Annotated in this window: 19 protein-coding genes and 1 tRNA gene; 14 read left to right on the top strand and 6 right to left on the bottom strand. The window is 38.6% G+C overall.

Features of this window, described 5'->3' with window-relative positions; genetic code table 11:
* Positions 1-169: 169 nt before the first annotated feature.
* The 3 genes from EKM93_RS00555 to EKM93_RS00545 all read left to right on the top strand — a co-directional run bounded on the left by EKM93_RS00555 (position 170) and on the right by EKM93_RS00545 (position 3,148).
* Positions 170-1,606, top strand: a complete 1,437-nt coding sequence (locus EKM93_RS00555) for an amino acid ABC transporter substrate-binding protein/permease (protein WP_125711976.1) — start codon at positions 170-172, stop codon at positions 1,604-1,606.
* Positions 1,603-2,343 (top strand): amino acid ABC transporter ATP-binding protein, encoded by a 741-nt coding sequence (locus tag EKM93_RS00550; RefSeq protein ID WP_125711974.1) that lies wholly within the window; start codon positions 1,603-1,605, stop codon positions 2,341-2,343. Before EKM93_RS00555 ends, EKM93_RS00550 begins: the two co-directional genes overlap by 4 nt.
* 166 nt (positions 2,344-2,509) lie before the next feature.
* Positions 2,510-3,148 (top strand): helix-turn-helix domain-containing protein, encoded by a 639-nt coding sequence (locus EKM93_RS00545; protein ID WP_125711972.1) that lies wholly within the window; start codon positions 2,510-2,512, stop codon positions 3,146-3,148.
* 369 nt (positions 3,149-3,517) lie between these two features.
* Here EKM93_RS00545 and EKM93_RS00540 read toward each other — a convergent pair.
* A tRNA-Arg gene (locus tag EKM93_RS00540) sits at positions 3,518-3,589 on the bottom strand.
* A gap of 486 nt (positions 3,590-4,075) precedes the next feature.
* Here EKM93_RS00540 and EKM93_RS00535 point away from each other — a divergent pair.
* The 7 genes from EKM93_RS00535 (at position 4,076) to EKM93_RS00505 (ending at position 12,607) form a co-directional block, all read left to right on the top strand.
* Positions 4,076-5,290: a glycerophosphodiester phosphodiesterase family protein gene (locus EKM93_RS00535; protein WP_225423598.1), complete on the top strand. Its 1,215-nt coding sequence runs from the start codon at positions 4,076-4,078 to the stop codon at positions 5,288-5,290.
* 192 nt (positions 5,291-5,482) lie between these two features.
* Complete coding sequence (locus EKM93_RS00530; RefSeq protein ID WP_125712332.1) at positions 5,483-6,520, top strand: sugar-binding transcriptional regulator; 1,038 nt, start codon at positions 5,483-5,485, stop codon at positions 6,518-6,520.
* 37 nt (positions 6,521-6,557) lie between these two features.
* A complete protein-coding gene (gap, locus tag EKM93_RS00525; protein ID WP_125711968.1) occupies positions 6,558-7,580 on the top strand; it encodes a type I glyceraldehyde-3-phosphate dehydrogenase in 1,023 nt (340 codons plus the stop codon).
* Between the two features lie 125 nt (positions 7,581-7,705).
* Positions 7,706-8,917, top strand: a complete 1,212-nt coding sequence (locus tag EKM93_RS00520; protein WP_125711966.1) for a phosphoglycerate kinase — start codon at positions 7,706-7,708, stop codon at positions 8,915-8,917.
* Between the two features lie 28 nt (positions 8,918-8,945).
* A complete protein-coding gene (gene tpiA / locus EKM93_RS00515; RefSeq protein ID WP_125711964.1) occupies positions 8,946-9,701 on the top strand; it encodes a triose-phosphate isomerase in 756 nt (251 codons plus the stop codon).
* An 83-nt stretch (positions 9,702-9,784) separates the two neighbouring features.
* Positions 9,785-11,077 (top strand): phosphopyruvate hydratase, encoded by a 1,293-nt coding sequence (gene eno, locus EKM93_RS00510; protein ID WP_125711962.1) that lies wholly within the window; start codon positions 9,785-9,787, stop codon positions 11,075-11,077.
* Positions 11,078-11,263: 186 nt separating this feature from the next.
* Positions 11,264-12,607, top strand: a complete 1,344-nt coding sequence (locus EKM93_RS00505) for an MFS transporter (RefSeq protein ID WP_125711960.1) — start codon at positions 11,264-11,266, stop codon at positions 12,605-12,607.
* A gap of 75 nt (positions 12,608-12,682) precedes the next feature.
* On the opposite strand, the gene EKM93_RS00500 is transcribed toward EKM93_RS00505, so the two are convergent.
* From EKM93_RS00500 to EKM93_RS00480, 5 genes are all read right to left on the bottom strand, one after another.
* Positions 12,683-13,669 (bottom strand): lipoate--protein ligase, encoded by a 987-nt coding sequence (locus EKM93_RS00500; protein ID WP_125711958.1) that lies wholly within the window; start codon positions 13,667-13,669, stop codon positions 12,683-12,685.
* Positions 13,666-14,535, bottom strand: coding sequence for a lipoyl synthase (gene lipA / locus EKM93_RS00495; RefSeq protein ID WP_125711956.1), 870 nt, complete (start codon positions 14,533-14,535; stop codon positions 13,666-13,668). The genes EKM93_RS00500 and lipA overlap by 4 nt, the downstream gene beginning before the upstream one ends.
* A 16-nt stretch (positions 14,536-14,551) precedes the next feature.
* Positions 14,552-14,791 carry a lipoyl domain-containing protein gene (locus EKM93_RS00490; RefSeq protein ID WP_125711954.1) on the bottom strand — a complete coding sequence of 80 codons (240 nt, stop codon included), beginning with the start codon at positions 14,789-14,791 and terminating at the stop codon, positions 14,552-14,554.
* Between the two features lie 135 nt (positions 14,792-14,926).
* Positions 14,927-15,589 carry a potassium channel family protein gene (locus EKM93_RS00485; protein WP_125711952.1) on the bottom strand — a complete coding sequence of 221 codons (663 nt, stop codon included), beginning with the start codon at positions 15,587-15,589 and terminating at the stop codon, positions 14,927-14,929.
* A gap of 19 nt (positions 15,590-15,608) precedes the next feature.
* Complete coding sequence (locus EKM93_RS00480; protein ID WP_125711950.1) at positions 15,609-16,964, bottom strand: TrkH family potassium uptake protein; 1,356 nt, start codon at positions 16,962-16,964, stop codon at positions 15,609-15,611.
* 148 nt (positions 16,965-17,112) lie between these two features.
* Between EKM93_RS00480 and EKM93_RS00475 the strand changes: the two genes are divergently transcribed.
* The 4 genes from EKM93_RS00475 to rnr all read left to right on the top strand — a co-directional run bounded on the left by EKM93_RS00475 (position 17,113) and on the right by rnr (position 22,112).
* Positions 17,113-18,657 carry a ClC family H(+)/Cl(-) exchange transporter gene (locus EKM93_RS00475; protein WP_225423590.1) on the top strand — a complete coding sequence of 515 codons (1,545 nt, stop codon included), beginning with the start codon at positions 17,113-17,115 and terminating at the stop codon, positions 18,655-18,657.
* Positions 18,658-18,749: 92 nt separating this feature from the next.
* On the top strand, positions 18,750-18,992 hold the full coding sequence (secG, locus tag EKM93_RS00470; RefSeq protein WP_125711948.1) for a preprotein translocase subunit SecG: 243 nt from the start codon (positions 18,750-18,752) through the stop codon (positions 18,990-18,992).
* A 115-nt stretch (positions 18,993-19,107) separates the two neighbouring features.
* Positions 19,108-19,869: an alpha/beta hydrolase gene (locus tag EKM93_RS00465; RefSeq protein WP_125711946.1), complete on the top strand. Its 762-nt coding sequence runs from the start codon at positions 19,108-19,110 to the stop codon at positions 19,867-19,869.
* A complete protein-coding gene (rnr, locus tag EKM93_RS00460) occupies positions 19,866-22,112 on the top strand; it encodes a ribonuclease R (protein ID WP_125711944.1) in 2,247 nt (748 codons plus the stop codon). The genes EKM93_RS00465 and rnr overlap by 4 nt, the downstream gene beginning before the upstream one ends.
* Positions 22,113-22,116 lie beyond the last annotated feature (4 nt).

Genomic DNA, 22,116 nt, shown 5'->3' with positions numbered 1-22,116 from the left:
AATGATATTCGCTTATTTTTGCAAAAAAATAGCGATTATTTCTAATAATCGGTCGTAAGTCTTAGAAATGGTCTAAAAATAAAATCTATACATTTTAAATAATTTTTGCTATGATAGGTAAGTGCATTTGTCATGTTTTATGACATGGTCAGATTTTAGGAGGTAAGTTATGAAGAAGTGGCTATTGAAATCACTTGGACTTGTTGTGTGTTTAATTGGTTTTATTGGGTTTATTAAACCAGCTGAAACAGCTCAAGCAGCTGAAAAAACCTACACAATTGGGACGGATGTTACTTTTCCGCCGTTTGAGTTTGCCAATGATCAAAACGAGTACGTAGGTATTGATATGGATTTGATTCGGGCAATTGCCAAGGATCAAGGCTTTAAAGTGCAGATTAAACCTTTAGGCTTTAATGCTGCGGTCCAAGCGTTAGACTCCGGTCAAATTGACGGCGTAATTGCCGGAATGTCCATTACAGATGAACGAAAAGCGAAATTTGATTTTTCTAAATCATATTTTCAATCTGGGGTTGTAATGGCTGTTGCACAAAATAGTAAAATAACAAAACTCAGTCAATTAAAGGGTCAAAGAGTTGCTGTAAAGACCGGGACAGCTGGGGCAGATTATGCAAATAGCATCAAAGCAAAGTATGGTTTTAAAGTTGTAACGTTCGATGATTCTAATAATATGTATCAAGATGTGACAACCGGAAATTCAGTGGCTTGTTTTGAAGATTCACCGGTTATGCAGTACGGGATCAAACAAGGCACAAAATTAAAGATTGTGACTGAACCTGCCGAAAAAGGCGATTATGGGTTTGCTGTTAAAAAAGGGCAAAATAAAGAATTATTAGCAGCGTTTAATACAGGATTGACCAACTTAAGAGCAAATGGTCAATATAAAAAAATTACTGAAAAATACTTAGGTGCCACAAACACCAAAAAAACAGAATCACGGACATTTATCGGTTTAATTAAACAAAACGGTAGTGCCCTATGGGATGGCTTTAAAGAAACAATTTGGTTAACCTTAGTATCGATTATATTCGCGACTATTTTTGGGATTATTGTTGGTTTGTTAGGTGTTGCACCTAACAAGTTCAGTAAAGGGCTCTCCAGCACGTTAATCTATATTTTCCGGGGGATGCCATTACTAGTATTGGCCTTGTTTATTTACACCGGGGTGCCAAGTTTAACAGGTAACAAAATTCCGGCCTTTGTCGCTGGGATTATCACATTAACCTTAAATGAAGGGGCGTACACAGCAGCCTTTGTCAAAGGTGGGATTGAAGCCGTAGACAACGGGCAAATGGAAGCAGCACGAAGCTTAGGCCTGCCGTATGGTAAATCTATGCGTAAAGTTATTTTACCGCAAGGGATTCGAATTATGGTACCATCCTTCATTAACCAATTTATCATTACTTTAAAAGATACGTCTATTCTTTCAGTGATTGGTCTATTAGAATTAACACAAACAGGGAAAATCATTATTGCCCGTAACTTAGAAGGCTTTAAAGTTTGGACAATTATTGCACTAACCTATTTAGTGTTAATCACCTTATTGACTTGGTTATCTAATTGGGTTCAAAGGAGAATGAATGCATGAGTGATTTAAAAATAAAAGTAACAGATTTAAAGAAGAGCTACGGTGAAAATCATGTTTTAAAAGGCATTGATTTAAATATTGGTGCAAATGAAGTGGTTGTAATCATCGGCCCATCTGGATCTGGGAAAAGTACTTTATTACGTTGCTTAAACCGCTTAGAAGAACCTACTTCTGGACAAATTATTGTGGATAATGTGGATATTGGCGATCCTAAAGCAGATATTAACCGGGTACGTCAAGATATCGGCATGGTGTTCCAACATTTTAACTTATTCAATAATCTATCTGTTGCAGATAACATTACATTAGCACCGATGGAGTTAAAGGGGTTTAATAAGGCTGGTGCTGAGGCACAGGCTAAAAAGCTGTTGGCTTCTGTTGGTTTAGAAGATAAGTTTGATGCAAAAGTTCAGTCCTTATCCGGGGGTCAAAAACAGCGGGTAGCCATTGCTAGAGCGTTAGCAATGAAGCCAGATATTATGTTGTTTGATGAACCAACCAGTGCTTTAGATCCAGAAATGGTTGGGGATGTTTTGGAAGTTATGAAGGATTTGGCCAAAGAGGGGATGACCATGGTTGTGGTAACCCATGAAATGGGCTTCGCTAAAGAAGTTGCTGATCGGGTTATTTTCGTAGATCAAGGTAAAATTCTGGAAAGAGGCACGCCTGAAGAAGTTTTTGAACATCCAAAAAATGAACGGTTACAAGATTTCTTAAATAAAGTTCTGAACGTCTAATAAATTAGAAGTTGTCCACAAGTGGATAAATACTTGGGACAACTTCTTTTTTTGCAAATCTTTAGATGCTAAGCTACTTGGCAGGGCCGTTTTTACGCAAAGCTTAGATACTTTGCTAGGCAGAGGGGACTATTTGAGCTATGTTAATCGTGAAAGGAAGATTTGAATGAAATTTGGTATACGCTTAAAGCAAGAAAGAAGTAAAAAGGGGATGACCCAAGAAATGGTAGCGCGTGAATTAAACCTTTCTCGGCAAACAATTTCAAGCTGGGAAAATGAACGCAGTTATCCGGATATTCAGAAGCTTGTGGCTTTAAGTGATCTTTACAAAGTTTCATTAGACGTCCTTTTACGAGAGGATGATGACATGATGCAACACTTAGAAACACAGGGCAAGTTTAGTAGAAACGCTGTAAAAATTTTAGAAGTGAGCTATATAGGTGATATTATACTTTGGTTTGTTTGGGCTATAACGGCGTTATTAGGGCGTTTTATGCAGATTGAAGGGTTGATCCATCTCAGTAATGTGGTTACTGGCCTGTTATTAATTGATATTGTTATCTTTTTTGTACTACGCTACATCGTTTTAACCGAGGCCCCATCAAGACAAATACTGAAAAAGGGATTAATAATGCTTGCGGCTATTGTTGTGGTTTTAGTTACCGCTTCATTGAATATTAGCGGCGATGCTTATGATCTTGGATATAGTATCGGCAGCACCATTCACAGCTTGGTTATAGTTACAGGGATGCTTGTCTTTTTCATATTTCCCAAAAAATTGAGAAATAATGAGCAAGCAAACTAATATATAGGTAGGAAAAATATTTTTTTGTTAAATACGTTAAAGCCAAAAGCAACTGCTTAAAGGCCTTAACGTATTTTTAATGGGCGACCGGTTAACGTTGAAATTTTAAAATAGATAAAAGATGAGTTGATTCACACATTAATACGGTCCCTTGAAGCACTGGAAGCGTAATTCCCCAAATTTTGCAATCAACGTAACGATTGTCTTACAAAAAAATAGACCCCCTATATATGGGAGTCTATAATCTAAAATTATGTACCGGGTCCAGTCAGACACTTAATATCGTCGTGACTCACTGTGACGCCTAACTAATGATTAGCCGAGCTATCAATGATTTGATAGCTATTGATAATCAATGTATACTACTTATGCGCCATGGGGGAGTCGAACCCCCATTTCAGGAACCGGAATCCTACGTGCGATCCATTACACTAACGGCGCATTACTTTTAAAATGATAGCATTAAAATATAAATTTTTCAACATTAAATTTGGGGTAATTTAAATGGCTACAGATATAAAAACTTTAAAAAGGCGACAAAACGTGAATTGGTCGGTAATTTGCTATGATTTAGCAATTAATTTTCTTTTTAACATAATACTTCAAAAATTATACAAAAGTATCAGTTTAATGATTATTACATATTACCAATTCGCAATTTCAGACTTAGTTCGACCGTGGTATCTTTTTCAGCAGCATCTTGGAGGAGCCATTTTATTCTATAGTGTCACACTCTGTTTTATAGGCCTGCTTATCTGCCAGTTAGGCTTATTATTGATAGGCCTACCGTTTTTTTCGACCCATAATTTTAATACAAGAAGCTTAAAAATATTCTGGATAGAAATGAAAAACAAATTAATCTTAAGAAATGTCATTCAGTTATTAGGTCTGTGGCTAATTTGTTTGCCATTGTCGAGTTTTTTAGTGATGCAAGATTATTTTGCGACTTTTCGATTCACCGAAGCTTATCTGTATTTTATTCGAGGCTCAGGGACTATCAAGCCAGTTATCAGTGGTCTTATTTTGATGTATATCGGTATTTACTGGCTTGTGATGCATCGCATGGGTTTGCAACGGCGGATTCATCAATTTCCAGTTAAAATGGCGTGGGTTACCCTAAAATTAGCATTTATTTATATCATTATTGCGGCCGGTGTCGCTTTTATAGGCCTGTTGGGTGCTAAAGGATTATGGCTAAGTTTGATCATTATGCGGGCCGTTCGCTGGACCTTAGGACTCTGGTGGTGGCAAAAGTTATTGGGCAAAAAAATATATATTGTGGCAAAAAAGCAGCCTGATATTCGATTTTTAAGCCAATGTAGTGTGTTAATGCTGGCTTTGTTGTTATGGCTGCCTCAAAGTACAGTGTCGGCTAAATCTAATGCGTGGCTGGCACATAAGGGATTGAATGGTACAAATGGGGTTGAAAATAGCATCAGTACTTTAAAACGGACAGCTAAAGCGCATCCAGATTATGTTGAAATGGATGTGCGTTACACAAAAGATCAAAAGTTTATTGTGATCCATGATCATAAGTTACAGCGATTGACAGGGCAAAAAGGGGCGGTGGAAGATTATACGCTGGCACAACTGAGGCGACTACAAGCCAGAACAAATGGCTATCAAGCCCGTTTAAGCAGTTTTGATGCTTATTTAACGACGGCCCAGCAGCAGCATCAAAAATTATTAGTGGAACTAAAAACAGTACCAACACAAAATAAAAATAAATTTGTTCAGGCGTTTTTGAATCGCTATCAAGACCAGTTAAAAGCTAATGGTGCGTTAATTCATAGCAGTGATCCTAAAATAGTTCAGGCTGTCAAACAACAAGCACCGGCACAATCGGTAGGCTATATTGTACCATTCACATATTGGGGCATGCCTAAACTTGCTGCTGATTTTTATTCGATTGAGGGTAATAGTTACGATTTAAAGACCGCAAATAAAATTTTGAAAAATCACAAAAAAGTCTATATTTGGACAATAAGCGACCCGCTACAACTGAAAATGAACAACCTAAAATACCATAATGGCGTGATTTCTGACCGCTTTTCTGAGTTGAAAAGTGTCATGAAATCTTTCAAAGAAAAAGGGGGTTATTATAAGATGGTATGGGTGTATGTAAGCGTATTAAACCCTTAAGCATCAAGGGATAAGGAACTTTTATATGTTTTCTGGTCGTAGAGCTTGCAAAAGCAGAAAGGGACTGTTATACTAATGTTGTTGTCAGGGAATGAGAAAATTAATATATTTATTCCCTTTTATTTTTACAAAGTATGGGTCTTAAAATGACACATATGGTCGTTTGCCGTCCCACTGGAAGGCGGAGCAATGATGCATGAAGAATTAACTTGGATAGAGACCATTGCACCAGATTTTCTTGAGGTTATTCGCCGAAGATATTATATTCTACAACATATCGGCTGGATGCAACCTGTTGGCAGACGTGTATTAGCAATCAAACTAGATATGAGCGAACGGACATTGCGGACCGAAACGGATTTTTTAAAAGCTCAAGGTTTGATTAACTCTTCTAAATCAGGCATGGTGTTAACCGATACCGGTCAAGAAGCTTTAAATGGTTTAGAAGGCTTTATGAGTCAGATTCTAGATGTTCATCAACAAGAAAAACAGTTAATGGATATACTAGGGATTGATCACGTGTTGATTATCGCTGGTGACAGTGATGATCACCCCAGAGTATTAAAGGATATGGGCCATTTGGTTAATGAAACTTTGTCGCTGCTATTGCCTGACAAAGAAAACATCATTGCTGTAATGGGTGGGACAACAATGGCACACGTTGCCAAAAAGCTGACACCGAAGTTAGCAGTTGGCCGTCAGTTGATTTTCGTCCCTGCACGTGGTGGTATTGGTGAGGCTGTGGATATTCAAGCTAATACCGTATCTGCGGCGATGGCAAAACGCACAGGTGGCAGCCATCGTATGTTATATGTCCCAGAGCACGTTAGCAAAAAAACTTATAAAACGTTGCTCCAAGAACCTTCTGTACAAGATGTATTAGATTTAATCAGTCGTTGCAATACGGTGTTACATAGTATTGGGGAAGCGACGCTGATGGCTAAGCGGCGAGATATGTCGCCAAGCGAAATTCAGATGATTAAAGACAAACGTGCAGTTGCTGAGGCTTTTGGTTATTTCTTTAACGAAGCCGGTGAAGTTGTTTATAAGATACCGCGAATTGGTTTACAGATTCGGGATCTTGATCACATTCCTTATGTGTTTGCAGTTGCTGGTGGCCGTTCTAAGGCTAATGCGATTCAAGCATATATGAAAAACGCACCCCATCAAACGTGGTTGATCACGGATGAAGGTGCTGCCCAAAAGATTTTAAAAGGGGTAACCCTTTAAAATAAAATTCTTATTTCCTAAAGGAGGAAATTTTTGTATGACTGTAAAAATTGGTATTAATGGTTTTGGACGTATCGGTCGTTTGGCTTTCCGTCGTATCCACGAATTAGGTAAAGGCGCTGCTGACATCGAAGTTGTAGCTATTAATGATTTAACTAGTCCTGCAATGTTAGCTCATTTGTTAAAATATGATTCTACTCATGGTACTTTTGATGGTGAAGTAAGTGCTACTGAAGATTCTATCGTCGTTGATGGTAAAACTTATCACGTATATGCAGAACCACAAGCACAAAACATTCCTTGGGTTAAAAATGATGGCGTTGATTTCGTCCTTGAATGTACTGGTTTTTACACATCTAAAGAAAAATCACAAGCTCATTTGGACGCTGGGGCAAAACGTGTCTTAGTTTCTGCACCTGCTGGTAAAGACTTGAAGACTGTTGTTTACAGTGTAAATGATGACATTTTAACTGCTGATGACCGTATCGTATCTGCTGGTTCTTGCACAACTAACTGCTTGGCACCAATGGCTTCTGTTTTAGATGAAGAATTTGGTATCGAAGTTGGTACTATGACAACTGTCCATGCTTATACTTCTACACAAATGTTATTAGATGGCCCAGTTCGTAAAGGTAACTTACGTGCCGCTCGTTCTGCTGCTGTTAACACTATTCCACATAGCACTGGTGCTGCTAAGGCTATCGGTCTTGTAATTCCTTCATTAGTTGGTAAATTACAAGGTCATGCACAACGTGTTGCTGTTGTTGATGGTTCATTAACTGAATTAGTTTCTATCTTGAAGACTAAAGTTACTGCTGACCAAGTCAACGATGTAATGAAGAAACACACTGAAAACAACGAAAGCTTCGGCTACAATGGTGATGAAATCGTATCTTCTGACATTATTGGCACAACTTACGGTTCTGTATTTGATCCTACACAAACAGAAGTTACAACTGCTGGTGACAACCAATTAGTTAAGACTGTTGCTTGGTATGATAACGAATATGGTTTCACTTGCCAAATGGTTCGTACTTTATTGAAATTTGCTACTCTTTAATTCTTAATTGATCGAGTAAAATTTTAATAGCATTAACTGTTCAAATTTGAGGCGGAGGGAGGTTACTCCTTCCGCTTTTTTTGTTAAAGACATGATAAGCTCAGTATCATCTAGGAGGTCAAATTTTGGCAAAACTTACAGTTCAAGATATTGATATTAAAAATAAAAAAGTTTTAGTTCGTGTTGACTTTAATGTTCCAATTAAAGGCGGCGTTATTGGTAACGATAATCGTATTGTGGCAGCATTGCCAACAATCAAATATATTATCGACAATGGTGGTAAAGCAATTTTACTTTCTCACTTAGGTCGGATTAAGAGTGACGAAGATAAAAAAGAATTGTCCCTTCGGCCAGTCGCTGAACGGCTTTCTGAATTATTGAAGAAACCTGTTGAATTTGTACCTACAAATGAAGGTGCTGAATTAGAAGCAGCAATTAATAAACTTGAAGATGGTCAAGTATTATTGATGGAAAATACACGTTTCCAAGATATTGATAACGATTTTGGTAAACGCGAAAGCAAAAATGATCCTAAATTGGGCGAATACTGGGCTGGCTTAGGCGATGCCTATGTCAATGATGCTTTTGGGACAGCGCACCGTGCACATGCTTCTAACGTTGGTATTGCAACAGCTATGAAAGCTGCTGGTAAACCAGCTGCTGCCGGCTATTTGATGGAAAAAGAAATCAAATTCTTAGGTGATGCCGTTGATAACCCAGTACATCCTTTTGTAACAATCTTAGGTGGTGCCAAAGTTTCCGATAAAATCGGTGTAATTGATAACTTAATTCCAAAATCTGATTATATTTTAATCGGTGGCGGGATGGCTTATACATTCTTAGCTGCTCAAGGCCATAAGATTGGTAAATCTTTGTTTGAAGCAGACAAAGTTGATTTGGCTAAAGAATTATTGGCTAAAGCTGGCGATAAATTGATCTTACCAATTGATAATTTAGCAGCTGCTGAATTCTCTAATGATGCTAAGTTTGAAGTTGTCGGTCAAGATATTCCAGATGGCGAAATGGGCTTAGATATCGGTCCTAAATCAATCGCTTTGTTTGAAGAAAAATTAAAGGGCGCTAAAACAGTCGTATGGAACGGCCCAATGGGTGCTTTTGAAATGAGTAACTTTGCAAACGGGACTTTGGAAGTTGGTAAAGATTTAGGCTCATTAACAGGCGCAACAACAATTATTGGCGGTGGTGACTCTGCTGCAGCTGCACAACAATTAGGTATTGCGGATCAAATCACGCATATCTCTACTGGTGGCGGCGCTTCACTTGAATATTTAGAAGGTAAGGAATTACCTGGTATTGCTGCTATTTCTGACAAATAATCAATATTTTTGAAGGGAAGTTATTTCTTTGCGTAAACCAATCATTGCTGGTAACTGGAAGATGAACATGAATCCGACAGAAACTCGCGAATTTGTAAATGCTGTTAAAAACGAATTGCCAGGTTCAAACGATGTAGAAGCTGTTATTGCAGCACCTGCTTTGGACTTAACAACATTGATCGATACTGCTAAGGATTCTGTTTTAGTACCAGCGGCTCAAGATGCTTCTGAATTTGATTCAGGTGCTTACACTGGACAAATCAGTCCTAAAGTCTTGTCCGAAATTGGGGCTAAATATGCCATTATTGGACATTCTGAACGTCGTGAATACCAACACGAAACAGATGCTCAAATCAATGCTAAGGCGAAAGCTTTGTTCAACAATAACGTTTTACCAATCATCTGTGTTGGTGAAACATTAGAACAACGTGAAGCTGGCGAAACTGAAGACTTTGTGGCAACACAAGTTGAAGGTGCTTTAAATGGTTTAACAGCGGACCAAGTTAAAGTAGCCGTTATTGCTTATGAACCAATCTGGGCTATTGGCACTGGTAAGACAGCGTCTTCTGAACAAGCACAGGCTGTTTGTGCACACATTCGGGCAACAGTTGCTAAATTGTATGATCAAGACACAGCTGATGCTTTACGTATTCAATACGGTGGTTCTATGAAGCCTAACAATGTTAAAGAACTAATGGCTCAACCAGATATTGATGGTGGCTTAGTTGGCGGTGCCAGCTTAAAACCAGATTCATTCTTAGAATTAGTACATTACAAAGACTAATTAGTTTCAATTGTGAGTTAATTTAGGTAAAATAAAAGTTGTTTATTGCTTAAGCAAGTAAATTTAAAGGAGCGTTTAATTTTATGTCTGTTATTACTGATGTATTAGGCCGTGAAGTCTTGGATTCTCGTGGCAACCCTACTGTTGAAGTTGAAGTTTATACTGAATTAGGTGGCTTTGGCCGTGCCATTGTACCTTCTGGTGCTTCAACTGGTGAACACGAAGCTGTTGAATTACGTGATGGCGACAAGAACCGTTTTGGCGGTAAAGGTGTCTTGAAAGCCGTAGCTAACGTAAATGACATCATTGCCAAAGAAGTTATCGGTATGGATGTTACAGATCAACGTGCTTTAGACCAATCTATGATTGATTTAGACGGCACACCTAACAAAGGTAAATTAGGTGCTAATGCTATCTTGGGTGTTTCTTTAGCTGCTGCACGTGCTGCTGCTGATGAATTAGCTCAACCTTTATATGAATACTTAGGCGGCCCTAATGCCCATGTATTACCAACACCTATGATGAACGTTATCAATGGTGGGGCACACGCTAGCAACAACGTTGACTTCCAAGAATTCATGATCATGCCTGTTGGGGCTAAATCTATTCGTGAAGCTGTACGTATGGGCGCTGAAACTTTCCACGCATTACAAGCTTTATTGAAAGAAAAAGGCTACTCTACAGCCGTTGGTGACGAAGGTGGCTTTGCACCAGACTTGAAGAACAACGAAGAACCTTTTGAAATCTTAGTAGAAGCAATTACACGTGCAGGCTACAAACCTGGCGAAGATATTTCTATCGCTTTTGACTGCGCTTCTTCTGAATTCTACAACACTGATACACGCAAATATGAATTAAAAGGTGATGGCAAAGACTATACACCTGCTGAATTCACTAACTTGTTAGAAAGCATCGTTGACAAATATCCAATTATCTCTATCGAAGATCCTTTGGATGAAAACGAATGGGATGACTGGAAAGCTTTAACTGCCCAATTAGGCAAAAAAGTTCAATTAGTCGGTGATGATCTATTTGTTACAAACACTGACTACTTGAAGAAGGGTATCGAAATGGGTGTTTCTAACTCTATCTTAATTAAAGTTAACCAAATCGGTACATTAACTGAAACTTTTGAAGCTATTGAAATGGCTAAAGAAGCTGGCTATACTGCTGTTGTTTCTCACCGTTCTGGTGAAACTGAAGATACAACAATTGCTGACTTGGTTGTTGCTACAAACGCCGGCCAAATCAAGACTGGTTCTATGAGCCGTACAGATCGTATTTCTAAATACAATCAATTAATGCGGATCGAAGAACAATTAGACAGTGCTTCTGAATACAAAGGTATCAACAGCTTCTACAACCTTAAAAAATAGTTTGTAGCGCAAAATAATTTATAAGTCATACAAAAAAAGCCGAAGGCATATGCCTTCGGTTTTTTTGTTGGAACAAATATTTCTTGACATAACTTTGTTTAGATCGCAATAATTAAACCGGAGGTAATGAAGCTATGGCGTTTTCAAATAAAATGAAAGCGGTTTCTAAAATTGGGAGATGATTTTATGGAAAAACAACTGACAAAACATGCAACAGGCACGGGCTATGAAAAAGAACAACCGGAGAAATTTCATAAGTTTCTTGCCAGACAACGATCTGTTTTTATTGTTGCCTTTGTGGGATACATATCGGCCTATTTAGTCCGTAACAACTTTAAACTGATGTCAGGGGATATGATTGATCTTTACGGTTGGGACAAACTAAACGTTTCATTTTTACTAACATGCTTTACGATTACATATGGATTAGGCAAGTTCTTTATGGGTATGTTGGCGGATCGGATAAGTCTAAGAAAACTATTCGCTGGTGCCTTGGGGATTAGTGCTATTATTTGTATTTTAATTGGTTTCTCGTCAAAATTTGCTTTGATCGCAATATTACTCATTATTTGTGGTTTAATTCAAGGTGCCTTAGCGCCAAGTTCACAGGCAATGTTAGCAAACTATTTTCCAAATAAAACTCGGGGTGCAGCCATAGCGGGCTGGAATATTTCTCAAAATATCGGTTCAGCCCTATTACCACTAATTATTAGCGGTTTAGGCTTTATTGCACCTAATAATATTTTGCTGACCTTTTTAGTACCAGGTTTATTAGTCTTAATTATTTCATTTTTCTTATGGCGCTTTGGTGGCGATAATCCAGAAAAAGAAGGTTTAGACTCTTTAAGAAAAATGTATGGTAAAGACGGCGAACCCAACGTTGAAGAAGAAGTGGATAAGACAATGCCTTACTGGCAGTTGATTAAAAAATATGTCTTCTTCAACCCCGGTATTTTAATGGTTGGTCTAATTAACGCAGCCTTATATTTTGTACGGTTTGGGATTGAAGATTGGATGCCAATTTATTTAGGACATACAGCCGGTTTCCAATCATGGCAATATTTAACAGCGATTTCTGTTTTAGAATGGATTGCCGTACCTGGTTCATTGTTCTTTGCTTGGCTAGCCGTAAAGTTCCCTAATAAGATGACAATTGTCGGGGCAATTGGCTTGTTTGTTATGTCGGGGCTAGTTTTTGTTTATGAAAATATTAGTTACAGTGGACCTAGAGATTATATATTCTTATTAATTATTTCCGGACTACTAGGCACTTTAATTTATGGACCGCAATTAATTGTTAATATTCTAACGCTAAATTTTGTACCGTTAAAAGTAGCCGGAACCGCTTTAGGCTTTGTTGGCTTAATGGCTTATCTCATCGGCAATTTAGGCTCAAATTGGTTAATGCCAATTTTAGCAGATCATTTATCTTGGACAACGTCTTACTTTGTAGTTGCCGGATTGGCCTTCTTATCGGGTGTCGGTTATCTATTGTTAGCTAAACGAGAAAGAAAGGCAATTAAAGCCTAGAAAATGCGAAGTTGCATCATAGCACCATAAATAAGAGACCAGGTCAAAAATTAACTTTGATCTGGTCTCTTTGTTTTATGAAAATAATAAGTCCAACAAATCTTCAGTTTGAATACCTAAAATAGGATAAGCGGCTAATGCCTGTTGAATGGGCCGCTTTAAAGTAGCTGGTCTAAAAGGGCGACCAATGAGTTGCTGCGCAAAATGGCTGGCATCTAAATTACTGAAGAAATCGCCAGTTAATCTCAAATCCGTCAAAATACCGTGATTCACATTCAAATCAAATTGAACTAAACCACCACCGGGGAAATAATGCTTTTTAGAAATTTCCGTGTGGGGCGTTTTTCCAAAAATAAAGCTTTCATCTTCAAATAATGTTTCAGCCAAATGCATAACCCTCTGCCGTTCAGCAGCTGTTAAATGATAGGTGTCATGTTGGGCAAAAGTCGCCCGAACATTACGAATCAGTCGCGTCTTAAAGTCAGCCATCGTAAGATCCGGCCGTATTGTTTTTAAATTAATAGTGTGCTGACGAATGGAAGCGATATGTTTGGAACGTAACTTCATATCATCCACATGCAAAGCATCATACATTTGTTCAAGATCGGTATCAAATAAGATACTACCGTGATGAACGGTGTAACCTTGATGATTATATTGTGCATTACCAGAAAATTTTTTCTCTTTAATCGTCAAATCATTCCGGCTAGTTTTTTCTGCTGAAATATTCATATCTAATAGCGCCTGTTGGATGGTTTCGATATAAGTATCAAAACTAATTGTTGTTGTTGATTGCGGTTGAATAAAGCTGAATTGGCAGCCACCAGCGTCTGTATAAATTGTGCCACCACCAGAATAGCGGCGGACAACTTGAATTGATTGCTGTTGGATATAATTAAGATTTAATTCAGCCAGGGCATCTTGATATTTACCGAGCATCACGGTAGGCGTTGTAGACCAAAGCATAAAAACGGGTTCTTTAAAACGCTTCTCAGCCGCTAAAAAATATTCTAAGGCGAAATTTTGATAGATATTTGTACTTGTAACAGGGATATAGATCATTGATTATACACAGCCTCTAATTCTTCTTTCGCCTTATAAGAACTGCGAACAAGTGGTGAGCTAGCTACAAATTTAAAGCCTTTTTTAACGGCCATTTGATAATAAGCCTGATAAGTCGTCATTGGCACCCAAGTCTTTAGTGGGTAGTGGCGATCGGAAGGCTGTACGTATTGACCAATTGTCAAGAAATCGACGTCAATCGCTCTTAAATCGGTCATGAGTTGGTAAACCTCAGCATCTGTTTCACCTAAGCCTAGCATAATACCAGTTTTGACAAATAAGTCTTTAGGCGCATGGGCTTTAACATAAGCTAATACTTTTAAAGAAGTCTCATAAGTTGCCCGCGAGCGTACTTTAGGGGTTAAGCTACGGACAGTTTCCATATTATGGTTAAAAACGTCAGGTTTAGCAGCAATAACTCGATCCAATAACTCAGTTTTACCTTGGAAGTCAGGGGTTAAAACTTCAATGGTTGTTTTAGGATTTAATTCCCGAATCGCCTGGATAACGCGCACAAATTGATCGGCGCCTAAATCAGGCAAATCATCCCGATCGACACTCGTAACGACTACATGGGTTAAATGTAATTTTTGAGTCGCCGCTGCTACCCGAGCAGGCTCTAATAAATCTACCGGTGCCGGCTGACCGTGGGGCACATCGCAAAAACGACAAGATCGTGTACAATTCGGACCTAAAATCATAAAGGAGGCGGTACCGTTACCAAAACAATCACCTAAATTAGGACAATTGGCCTCAGCGCAAACTGTATTTAACGCCAAACCCTCTAATAAGTGATTCATTTTATCTACTTTTTGCTGATCGTAAGTAACTTTTAACCAATTGGGTTTTGTTTTAATTTCTGCCATCTATAAAACCTCTTTCTTAAGAAACTTCGATTGTTGCGACTAGATCGCCAACATTAGTGGCCTGACCTTCTTGGGCATCTTGTGTTTTTAAGATACCGTTTTCTTGACTCTGAACTTCGCTGATGACTTTATCGGTTTCAACCTCAAATAAGACATCCCCAACTTTAACAGTATCACCAGGCTGTTTTAGCCAGCTGCCAAAGAAGTATTGATCAGATTTAGGGCTGAGTTTAGGCATATGGACTTCTTTTAACATCAAAACACTTCCGCTTCTATTTTTTTAAGAGAGTGTAACAGTTTTATCGTGATTAATATAACACTTTTTTGGAATTAAAAAAGGTATTTGCCCTCAAAATAGGGAAATACCTAAGCATAATAATTTTAATAAATGTTATTTTTTCAGAGCCTCATCCAAGGCTTCAACGTTCTTAATTGGCCCGACAACCGCTATAATATCGTGTAGTTTTACGATATCTGTTGGTTGTGGAGAAACGTTAATTTCATGTCCGTGATTGATAGCAATGACGGTTAGATCAAAACGCCGTCTTAAATCAAGCTCAATTAAATTCTGATTGGTAAAGGTTGGATCAGTAATTTCAATTTCGGCCAAAGTATATTTATCACTTAGATCAATAAAATTTAAAATGTGATTGGACAATAATTTTCGTACAACCCCATGGCCCATATCCCGTTCAGGAAAGACAACTTTATCAGCACCAACCCGTTTTAAAACCCGGCCTTGTGCATCCGTCTCAGCCTTGGCAATAACATTTTTAGCCCCTAACTCTTTGGCCAATAAAGTTGTTAAAATACTGGCTTCCATATTATTCCCAATCCCAATGACGACATAATCAAAAGTATCGATATTTAAGCTGCGTAAAACTTCTTCGTCCTGGGTGTCAGCAATTAACGTTTGTGTGGAAACATCCATTAATGCGCGCACCCGATCTTCTTTAATATCCACCGCTAAAACATCTTGGTGTGTTTCGTATAAAGTTCGGACAACACTTTCACCAAAACGGCCTAAGCCTAAAACTGCAAAATTCTTTTTCATTTAAAAAGCTCCTCTTAAATTAACCAATTAATATGTTTTCTTCAGGATAACGGACAAGATCTAGTTTTGTTTTTCGGTTTAAGAGGGCGTACATCGACGTGAAAATACCAACTCGACCGATAAACATCAAGAACATGATAATCAGCTTGCCTAAAACAGACAGATGGGGGGTCAAGCCCAGGCTTAAACCAACCGTACCAAAAGCGGACAATACTTCAAACAAGACGTATTCTAAACCAAAGTCTTTTGGAATTGTTTCCGTTTGCGTTAAAATCAAAGTAGCGGTTACGATAACCATGCTGGCTAAGAAAATCAAAAGTAACGCCCGATTGATATTAGCCTGACTGAAGCGGCGTTTACAAAAAGTAACATCTTTTTTACCTTTCAACTGGGCGATACTTTGAAGCATCAATAAACCGAAAGTTGTCGTTTTAATCCCACCGGCGGTTGATCCCGGTGTTCCCCCCACAAACATGAGCATAATAATTAAAAAGATACTGCCGGGATGTAGCGCATCTGTGGGTAAGGTAATTAGGCCAGCTGTTCGTGGTGTAACGCTTAAAAACAACGTGTTCACCAGTCGGGTGAAAAAGGAAGTATCACCGGATAATATTCTAAGATTACGTTCTGTTAAGAATAACAATACAAAAGCAACAATAAATAAAGACAAAGTAGTTGTCAAAGTAAGTTTTGAGTTAAGGCTTAAATGTTTCCGGTAAGGATAAAGCAACAGATCCCGCCAAACTAGAAAGCCTAAGCCGCCGGCAACGATCAAAATGACGGTAATTATCAAAACATAAGGGTCATTACGAAAACCCATCAGACTATCGCCAAAGACATCAAAACCGGCGTTACAAAAGGACATCACTGAATGAAAAATTGAAATATAAATGCCACGGCCAAAACCGTACCTTGGAATAAAGTCAAAGGCAAATAAAAAAGCACCACTTAATTGAAATAAAGCAGAGAGTTGAATGACATAGCGGGTCACACTTTTAACATCACTGAGATTTTCTAAGTTTAAAGATTCTTTGACCATAATTTGGGTCGATAAATCTAAGTTTCGGCGGATAATATTAAATAATAAAACGGCAAAAGTCATATAACCTAAAGCGCCGATCTCCGACATGGCTAAGATGACGACTTGGCCAAAGATAGACCAGTTTGCGGCCGTATTAACGACGGTTAAGCCCGTAATACAAGTTGCCGAAGTTGCTGTAAATAAAACGTCAATAAAGGGGGTTGGTGTAGCCCCTTTTGTTGCAATCGGCAAGGCTAATAAAATAGTGCCAATACTAATAATTAAAATAAACCCCAACGTCATTTTTTGAGGCAATCGTGTCATAAAACTAGAATGTTTTGCTTTCAGTATCATTTTCTCTTTCCTATATACGTTTCATCGATAACTAGAATTAAATACCTATTAAATCTTAACAAAGCTATTTGGAAAAGCAAGTGTTATTGTCTAAATTCCAAAATATGCGTAAAATAAGTTTTAGATAGTTTGGATTGAGGTTAGAATTTTGAAAAGAAATCATACATATTTAAATTTTGATAAACTGGGATTTATTTGGCGTGGCCTAGTAATTGGCTTGTTAGCTGGATTTGTCACGGCAGCATTTCGGTTTGCGATTGAAAAATTTTTAGTCGGGATGCAATTTGTTTATAACGGCATTAAGGCAGGTCATATTTGGTGGCTTGTGCCGGTGATCATCGGCTTGACGGCTATTGGCCTATTTGTCGGTCTGTTGTTGCGTCAGCGACCGGAAATTTCTGGTTCAGGAATTCCCCAAGTGGAAGCACAATTAGATGATGAGTTGGATTATAATTGGTGGTCTATTTTATGGCGAAAGTTTGTTGGCGGTGTTTTGGCAATTGGGCCTGGTCTATTTTTAGGTCGGGAAGGGCCTTCAATTCAATTGGGCGCTGCGGTGGGTCAGGGCGTTGCACATGGCTTTCATGCCAATGGTGCAGATCGACGTATTATGATCGCGGCTGGCGCAGCTGGTGGGTTGTCTGCGGCTTTTAATGCACCGATTGCTGGCACAATGTTTGTTTTGGAAGAGGTTTATCATAACTTTTCATATCCAGTTTGGTTAACCTCGCTGGCTAGTGCGGTTGGGGCCAACTTTATTTCACTGAATATTTTTGGCTTACAGCCGATTTTGCATTTGAATTATCAGCGCTCAATGCCGGTTACACAATATTGGCATTTGTTAGTGCTCGGAATTATTTTAGGGGTACTCGGTCGGTTTTATCAGTATTGTTTATTATCTCAAGGAAAAGCTTATCGGTTATTTAAGTTTTTGCCGCGTTCTTTGCATGGCTTGGTACCGCTGTTGGTAGTAGTCCCATTAGGTGTTTGGCACGCTGATTGGCTGGGAGGCGGCAATGGGTTGATTATTAGTTTTAATCAAGCACAGCTGTCCATTTTAACTTTAAGTTTATTGTTACTCGTTCGTTTTGCTTTTTCAATGTTATCTTATGGTTCTGGATTGCCTGGCGGGATCTTTTTACCAATTCTATCTTTAGGGGCTGTTATCGGGGCACTGTATGGCGCAATTATGGTTCATCTTGGCTTGTTGGCACCGATGTATTGGTATAATTTAGTTATTTTTGCAATGGCCGGTTATTTTGCTGCCATTGGGAAAGCACCATTTACAGCAATTTTATTAGTGACAGAGATGGTTGGTTCATTAGTCCATTTAATGCCATTAGCTGTTTTAAGTTTAGTTGCTTATGGGATTGATGATATGCTTAATGGGGCACCAATTTATGAATCTTTACGTCAACGTTTAAAGGCAATGGCTTTAAGTACCCACCGCAGTTTGGATCAAGTCCAGTTACCGGTTTTTGAAATCCCTGGGGCTCAGCCGTTTAAAGTAAAAGATTTTAATTGGCCGAGTAATTGTTTACTGATTAGTATTCAACGGGGGGAATACCGCATTATTCCTAAAGGCGGCAGTCTGATTCGACCAGGGGACACGCTGATTATGTTAGTACCTAGTGGCCGAGTTGGTCATTTTAAACAATTGATTGGCCAAGAGATTCAAAAAATGTATGATTGAAAACGATGCTGAAACTTCTAGCAAATTATACTATTTTATGCTACTATTCTATAGTGAGAATTCTTTAACGGATTGATTATGGAGGTATTATATTGTACAACGTTATTCAAACATTATTGATTATTGATTGCTTTTTGATCATTATCGCGGTCATGATGCAACCTAGTAAGCAACAGGATGCTTTGAGCGCATTATCTGGCGGCGGCAATGAATTGCAATCTGGCGGTACTAAAAAGCGCGGATTTGAAGCATTCATGGTCAAAGTAACTTGGATTCTAGGGATTTTATTCTTTATTTTCTCTTTGATCTTAGTCTATTTATCTTCTAATGGATAAAGGCGTTGTGTCTACGGATACATTTATTCGGTAAAACAAAGAGGCTGGCGGCAAAACCATGTTTTGTCTCAGCCTCTTTTAATGAAACAGTCAGGTTATGGAAAGGAATTTTGCTTTGAAGTATAAAATGCCAGAGCCCTTATATTTTGATGCTGGTGAAGTTGGTGTCGTTTTGTTACATGCCTATACGGGTACTTCAAGCGACCAACGTTTGATGGGGCGTTTTTTAGAACGGTCAGGGTATAGTGTTTATTTACCGCATTTTATGGGACATGCGACCTTTGAGCCTTTAGATATTTTACAGCAAGGCAACGCGGAACAGTGGTGGACGGATACTAAGGCTGCGGTACGCTATATTGCTTACAAACACAAACAGCCACTTTATATTTTTGGCTTATCAATGGGCGGCGTTTTTGCTACTAAAGCCTTGATGACCTTAGATTCTGTCGTCGCTGGTGGTGTGTTTAGTTCACCGGTGATTCCGGATAGGCAGACGAACATCTATCCTAATTTCTTAAAATACGCTGAAAAGATTTACCAATATCGGCAATTGCCAGCTGCAGAAATACAAGCTAAACTTGAATTAATTCAAGAACTTTTACCAAAACAACTGGCGGATATAGCACAATTTTCCGAAGCCATGACCGAAGATTTAGATAAAATAAAAAAACCATTTTTTATTGGGCAAAGTGGACAAGATGAAATGATCGATGCTAATGGCGCTTATGCTTTAAAAGCAGCGCTCAAATCAGCTAAAGTAGACTTTCATTGGTATCCTCAGGCCAGTCATGTTTTGACAGTGGGGCCAGCCCATAAACAACTACAAGCAGACGTTTTAAAATTTATTGAAAATACAAGTAAAGAGGTGTCAATTTGACTCAATCAGAACGATTACAATCAGAAGTTTTAGAAGTTTTTCAAAATCATCCCGATCAAAAATTTACGGTACAAGAAGTGAATGATCAAATCGGCTTAAAAGGTGCGAATGCCTTTAAAAAAGTTGTTAAAAGTATTGCGCAATTGGAAGGCGAAGGCCGCATTCAAATCAGCAATAAAGGGAAATTCAAATTATCCGATCAAAAACAAATTGTGACAGGAACTTTTAGAGCCAATGAAAAAGGCTTTGGGTTTGTGTCCATTGCGGATTCTGATGATCCAGATGTATTTGTCCCTAAAGAATCAAAGCATACCGCTATTGACGGGGATGAAGTAGAGGTCCAAATTGTGCGTGATGGGGATCCATGGCGTAATAGAGGCCCTGTTGGTGAAGTCATTCAAATTTTAACGCGTAAAATCACTTCTTTAGTGGGTGATTTTAAGCAATATTCAGATAATGAAGTAAAGAAAACAGGTTTTGTAGGCTATATTCAAAGCCGTGAGAAAAAACTTAGTGCCATTCCAGTATTCTTGTCTGATCAAGGCTTACATCCCCAAATGGGCGATATTGTTTTGGCAGATATTACGGACTATCCTTCCGAAGAACGTCCTGGCCAAATGCGAGGCATTGCGGTCAAAATTATTGGGAATAAAAATGATCCTGGCGTGGATATTGAAAGTCAAGTTTACGCCCACGGCTTACATGTAGATTTCCCACAAGAGGCCTTGGATCAAGCCAATCATATTCCAGATCACGTGGTAGCTGAAGATCGTAAAGGTCGCCGGGATATTACCGATCAAGAAGTTATTACTATTGACGGAGATGACTCTAAAGACTTTGATGATGCGGTTGTTGTTTGGAAAATGGATAATGGCCATTATCATTTAGGGGTGCATATTGCAGATGTCAGTTACTATGTGACTGAAAATTCTGCGTTGGACCATGAAGCCTTTGATCGCGGAACGAGTGTGTACTTAGCTGATCGTGTAGTCCCAATGATTCCTTTCAGATTATCAAACGGGATTTGTTCTTTGAATCCGGATGAAGAACGATTGGCAATGACTTGTGACATGGAAATTGATGAAAACGGGCAAATTATCAATTCTGACATTTACCCAAGTATTATTAAATCCCATGCACGGATGACTTATAACAACGTCAACAAAGTCTTAAACAATGAAGATGCTGATTTAGAAGATAAATATCATGATTTAAAGCCAATGCTGACTTTAATGGCAGAATTACATGAGATTTTATTTGATATGCGTCATCGTCGCGGGGCCATTGATTTTGAAGACCCAGAAGCACAAATTATTGTGGATGAGAACTCTCAGCCAATTGACATTGTACTCAGAGAAAGAGGCACCTCTGAACGGATGATTGAATCCTTTATGCTGGCAGCCAATGAAACAGTTGCTGAAAGTTGGTACAAAAAAGACGTGCCATTCTTATATCGGGTGCACGAAACACCAGATGAAGAAAAAGTTAAAAACTTCTTTGAATTTGTTTCAGCCTTTGGTATTAAAGGTGTGGGTTCTTCTAAAGATGTCAAACCTAAAATGTTGCAAGATGTTTTAAGCCAAGTTAAGGGCACACCTGAAGAATCTGTTGTGAATATCATGTTATTACGGAGTATGAAACAAGCCCATTATTCTGATGAATTATTAGGCCATTTCGGGATTGGTGCGGCTTATTACACCCATTTCACTTCGCCAATTCGGCGTTATCCGGACTTGATCGTGCATCGCTTAATTCATAGTTATTTGATGCAAGGTACTGGTGAAAAACAACAAGAATACTGGCATGAAAGACTGCCAGAAATTGCAGAACAAACTTCAATTCAAGAACGAAAAGCAGTTGACACAGAACGTGATGTTGTGGACTTACTCAAGGCCCAATATATGGAAGGCCGTGTGGATGAAGAATTTGATGCTGTTGTTAGTTCTGTAACGAGCTTCGGGATGTTTGTCGCTTTAGACAATACCGTTGAAGGCTTAGTCCATATTTCAACCATTCAAGACGATTATTACACTTATAATGAACGTAGCATGACATTAATTGGGGAACATACCCATAAGATGTATAAGATCGGACAGCCAATTCGGGTGAAACTTGTCCGAGCTGATGCTAAACAACGGCAATTAGATTTTGAAATTGTGTTAACTGAAGATGAAAAACGACAAGTCGCTGAACGCAAACAAAATCAAAAACGGGGTCCACGTAAAAATACACGTCGCAAATAAAGTG

Source organism: Agrilactobacillus yilanensis (assembly GCF_003946725.1).
Classification (GTDB): domain Bacteria; phylum Bacillota; class Bacilli; order Lactobacillales; family Lactobacillaceae; genus Agrilactobacillus; species Agrilactobacillus yilanensis.
This window is presented reverse-complemented; position numbering and strand designations above follow the sequence as displayed.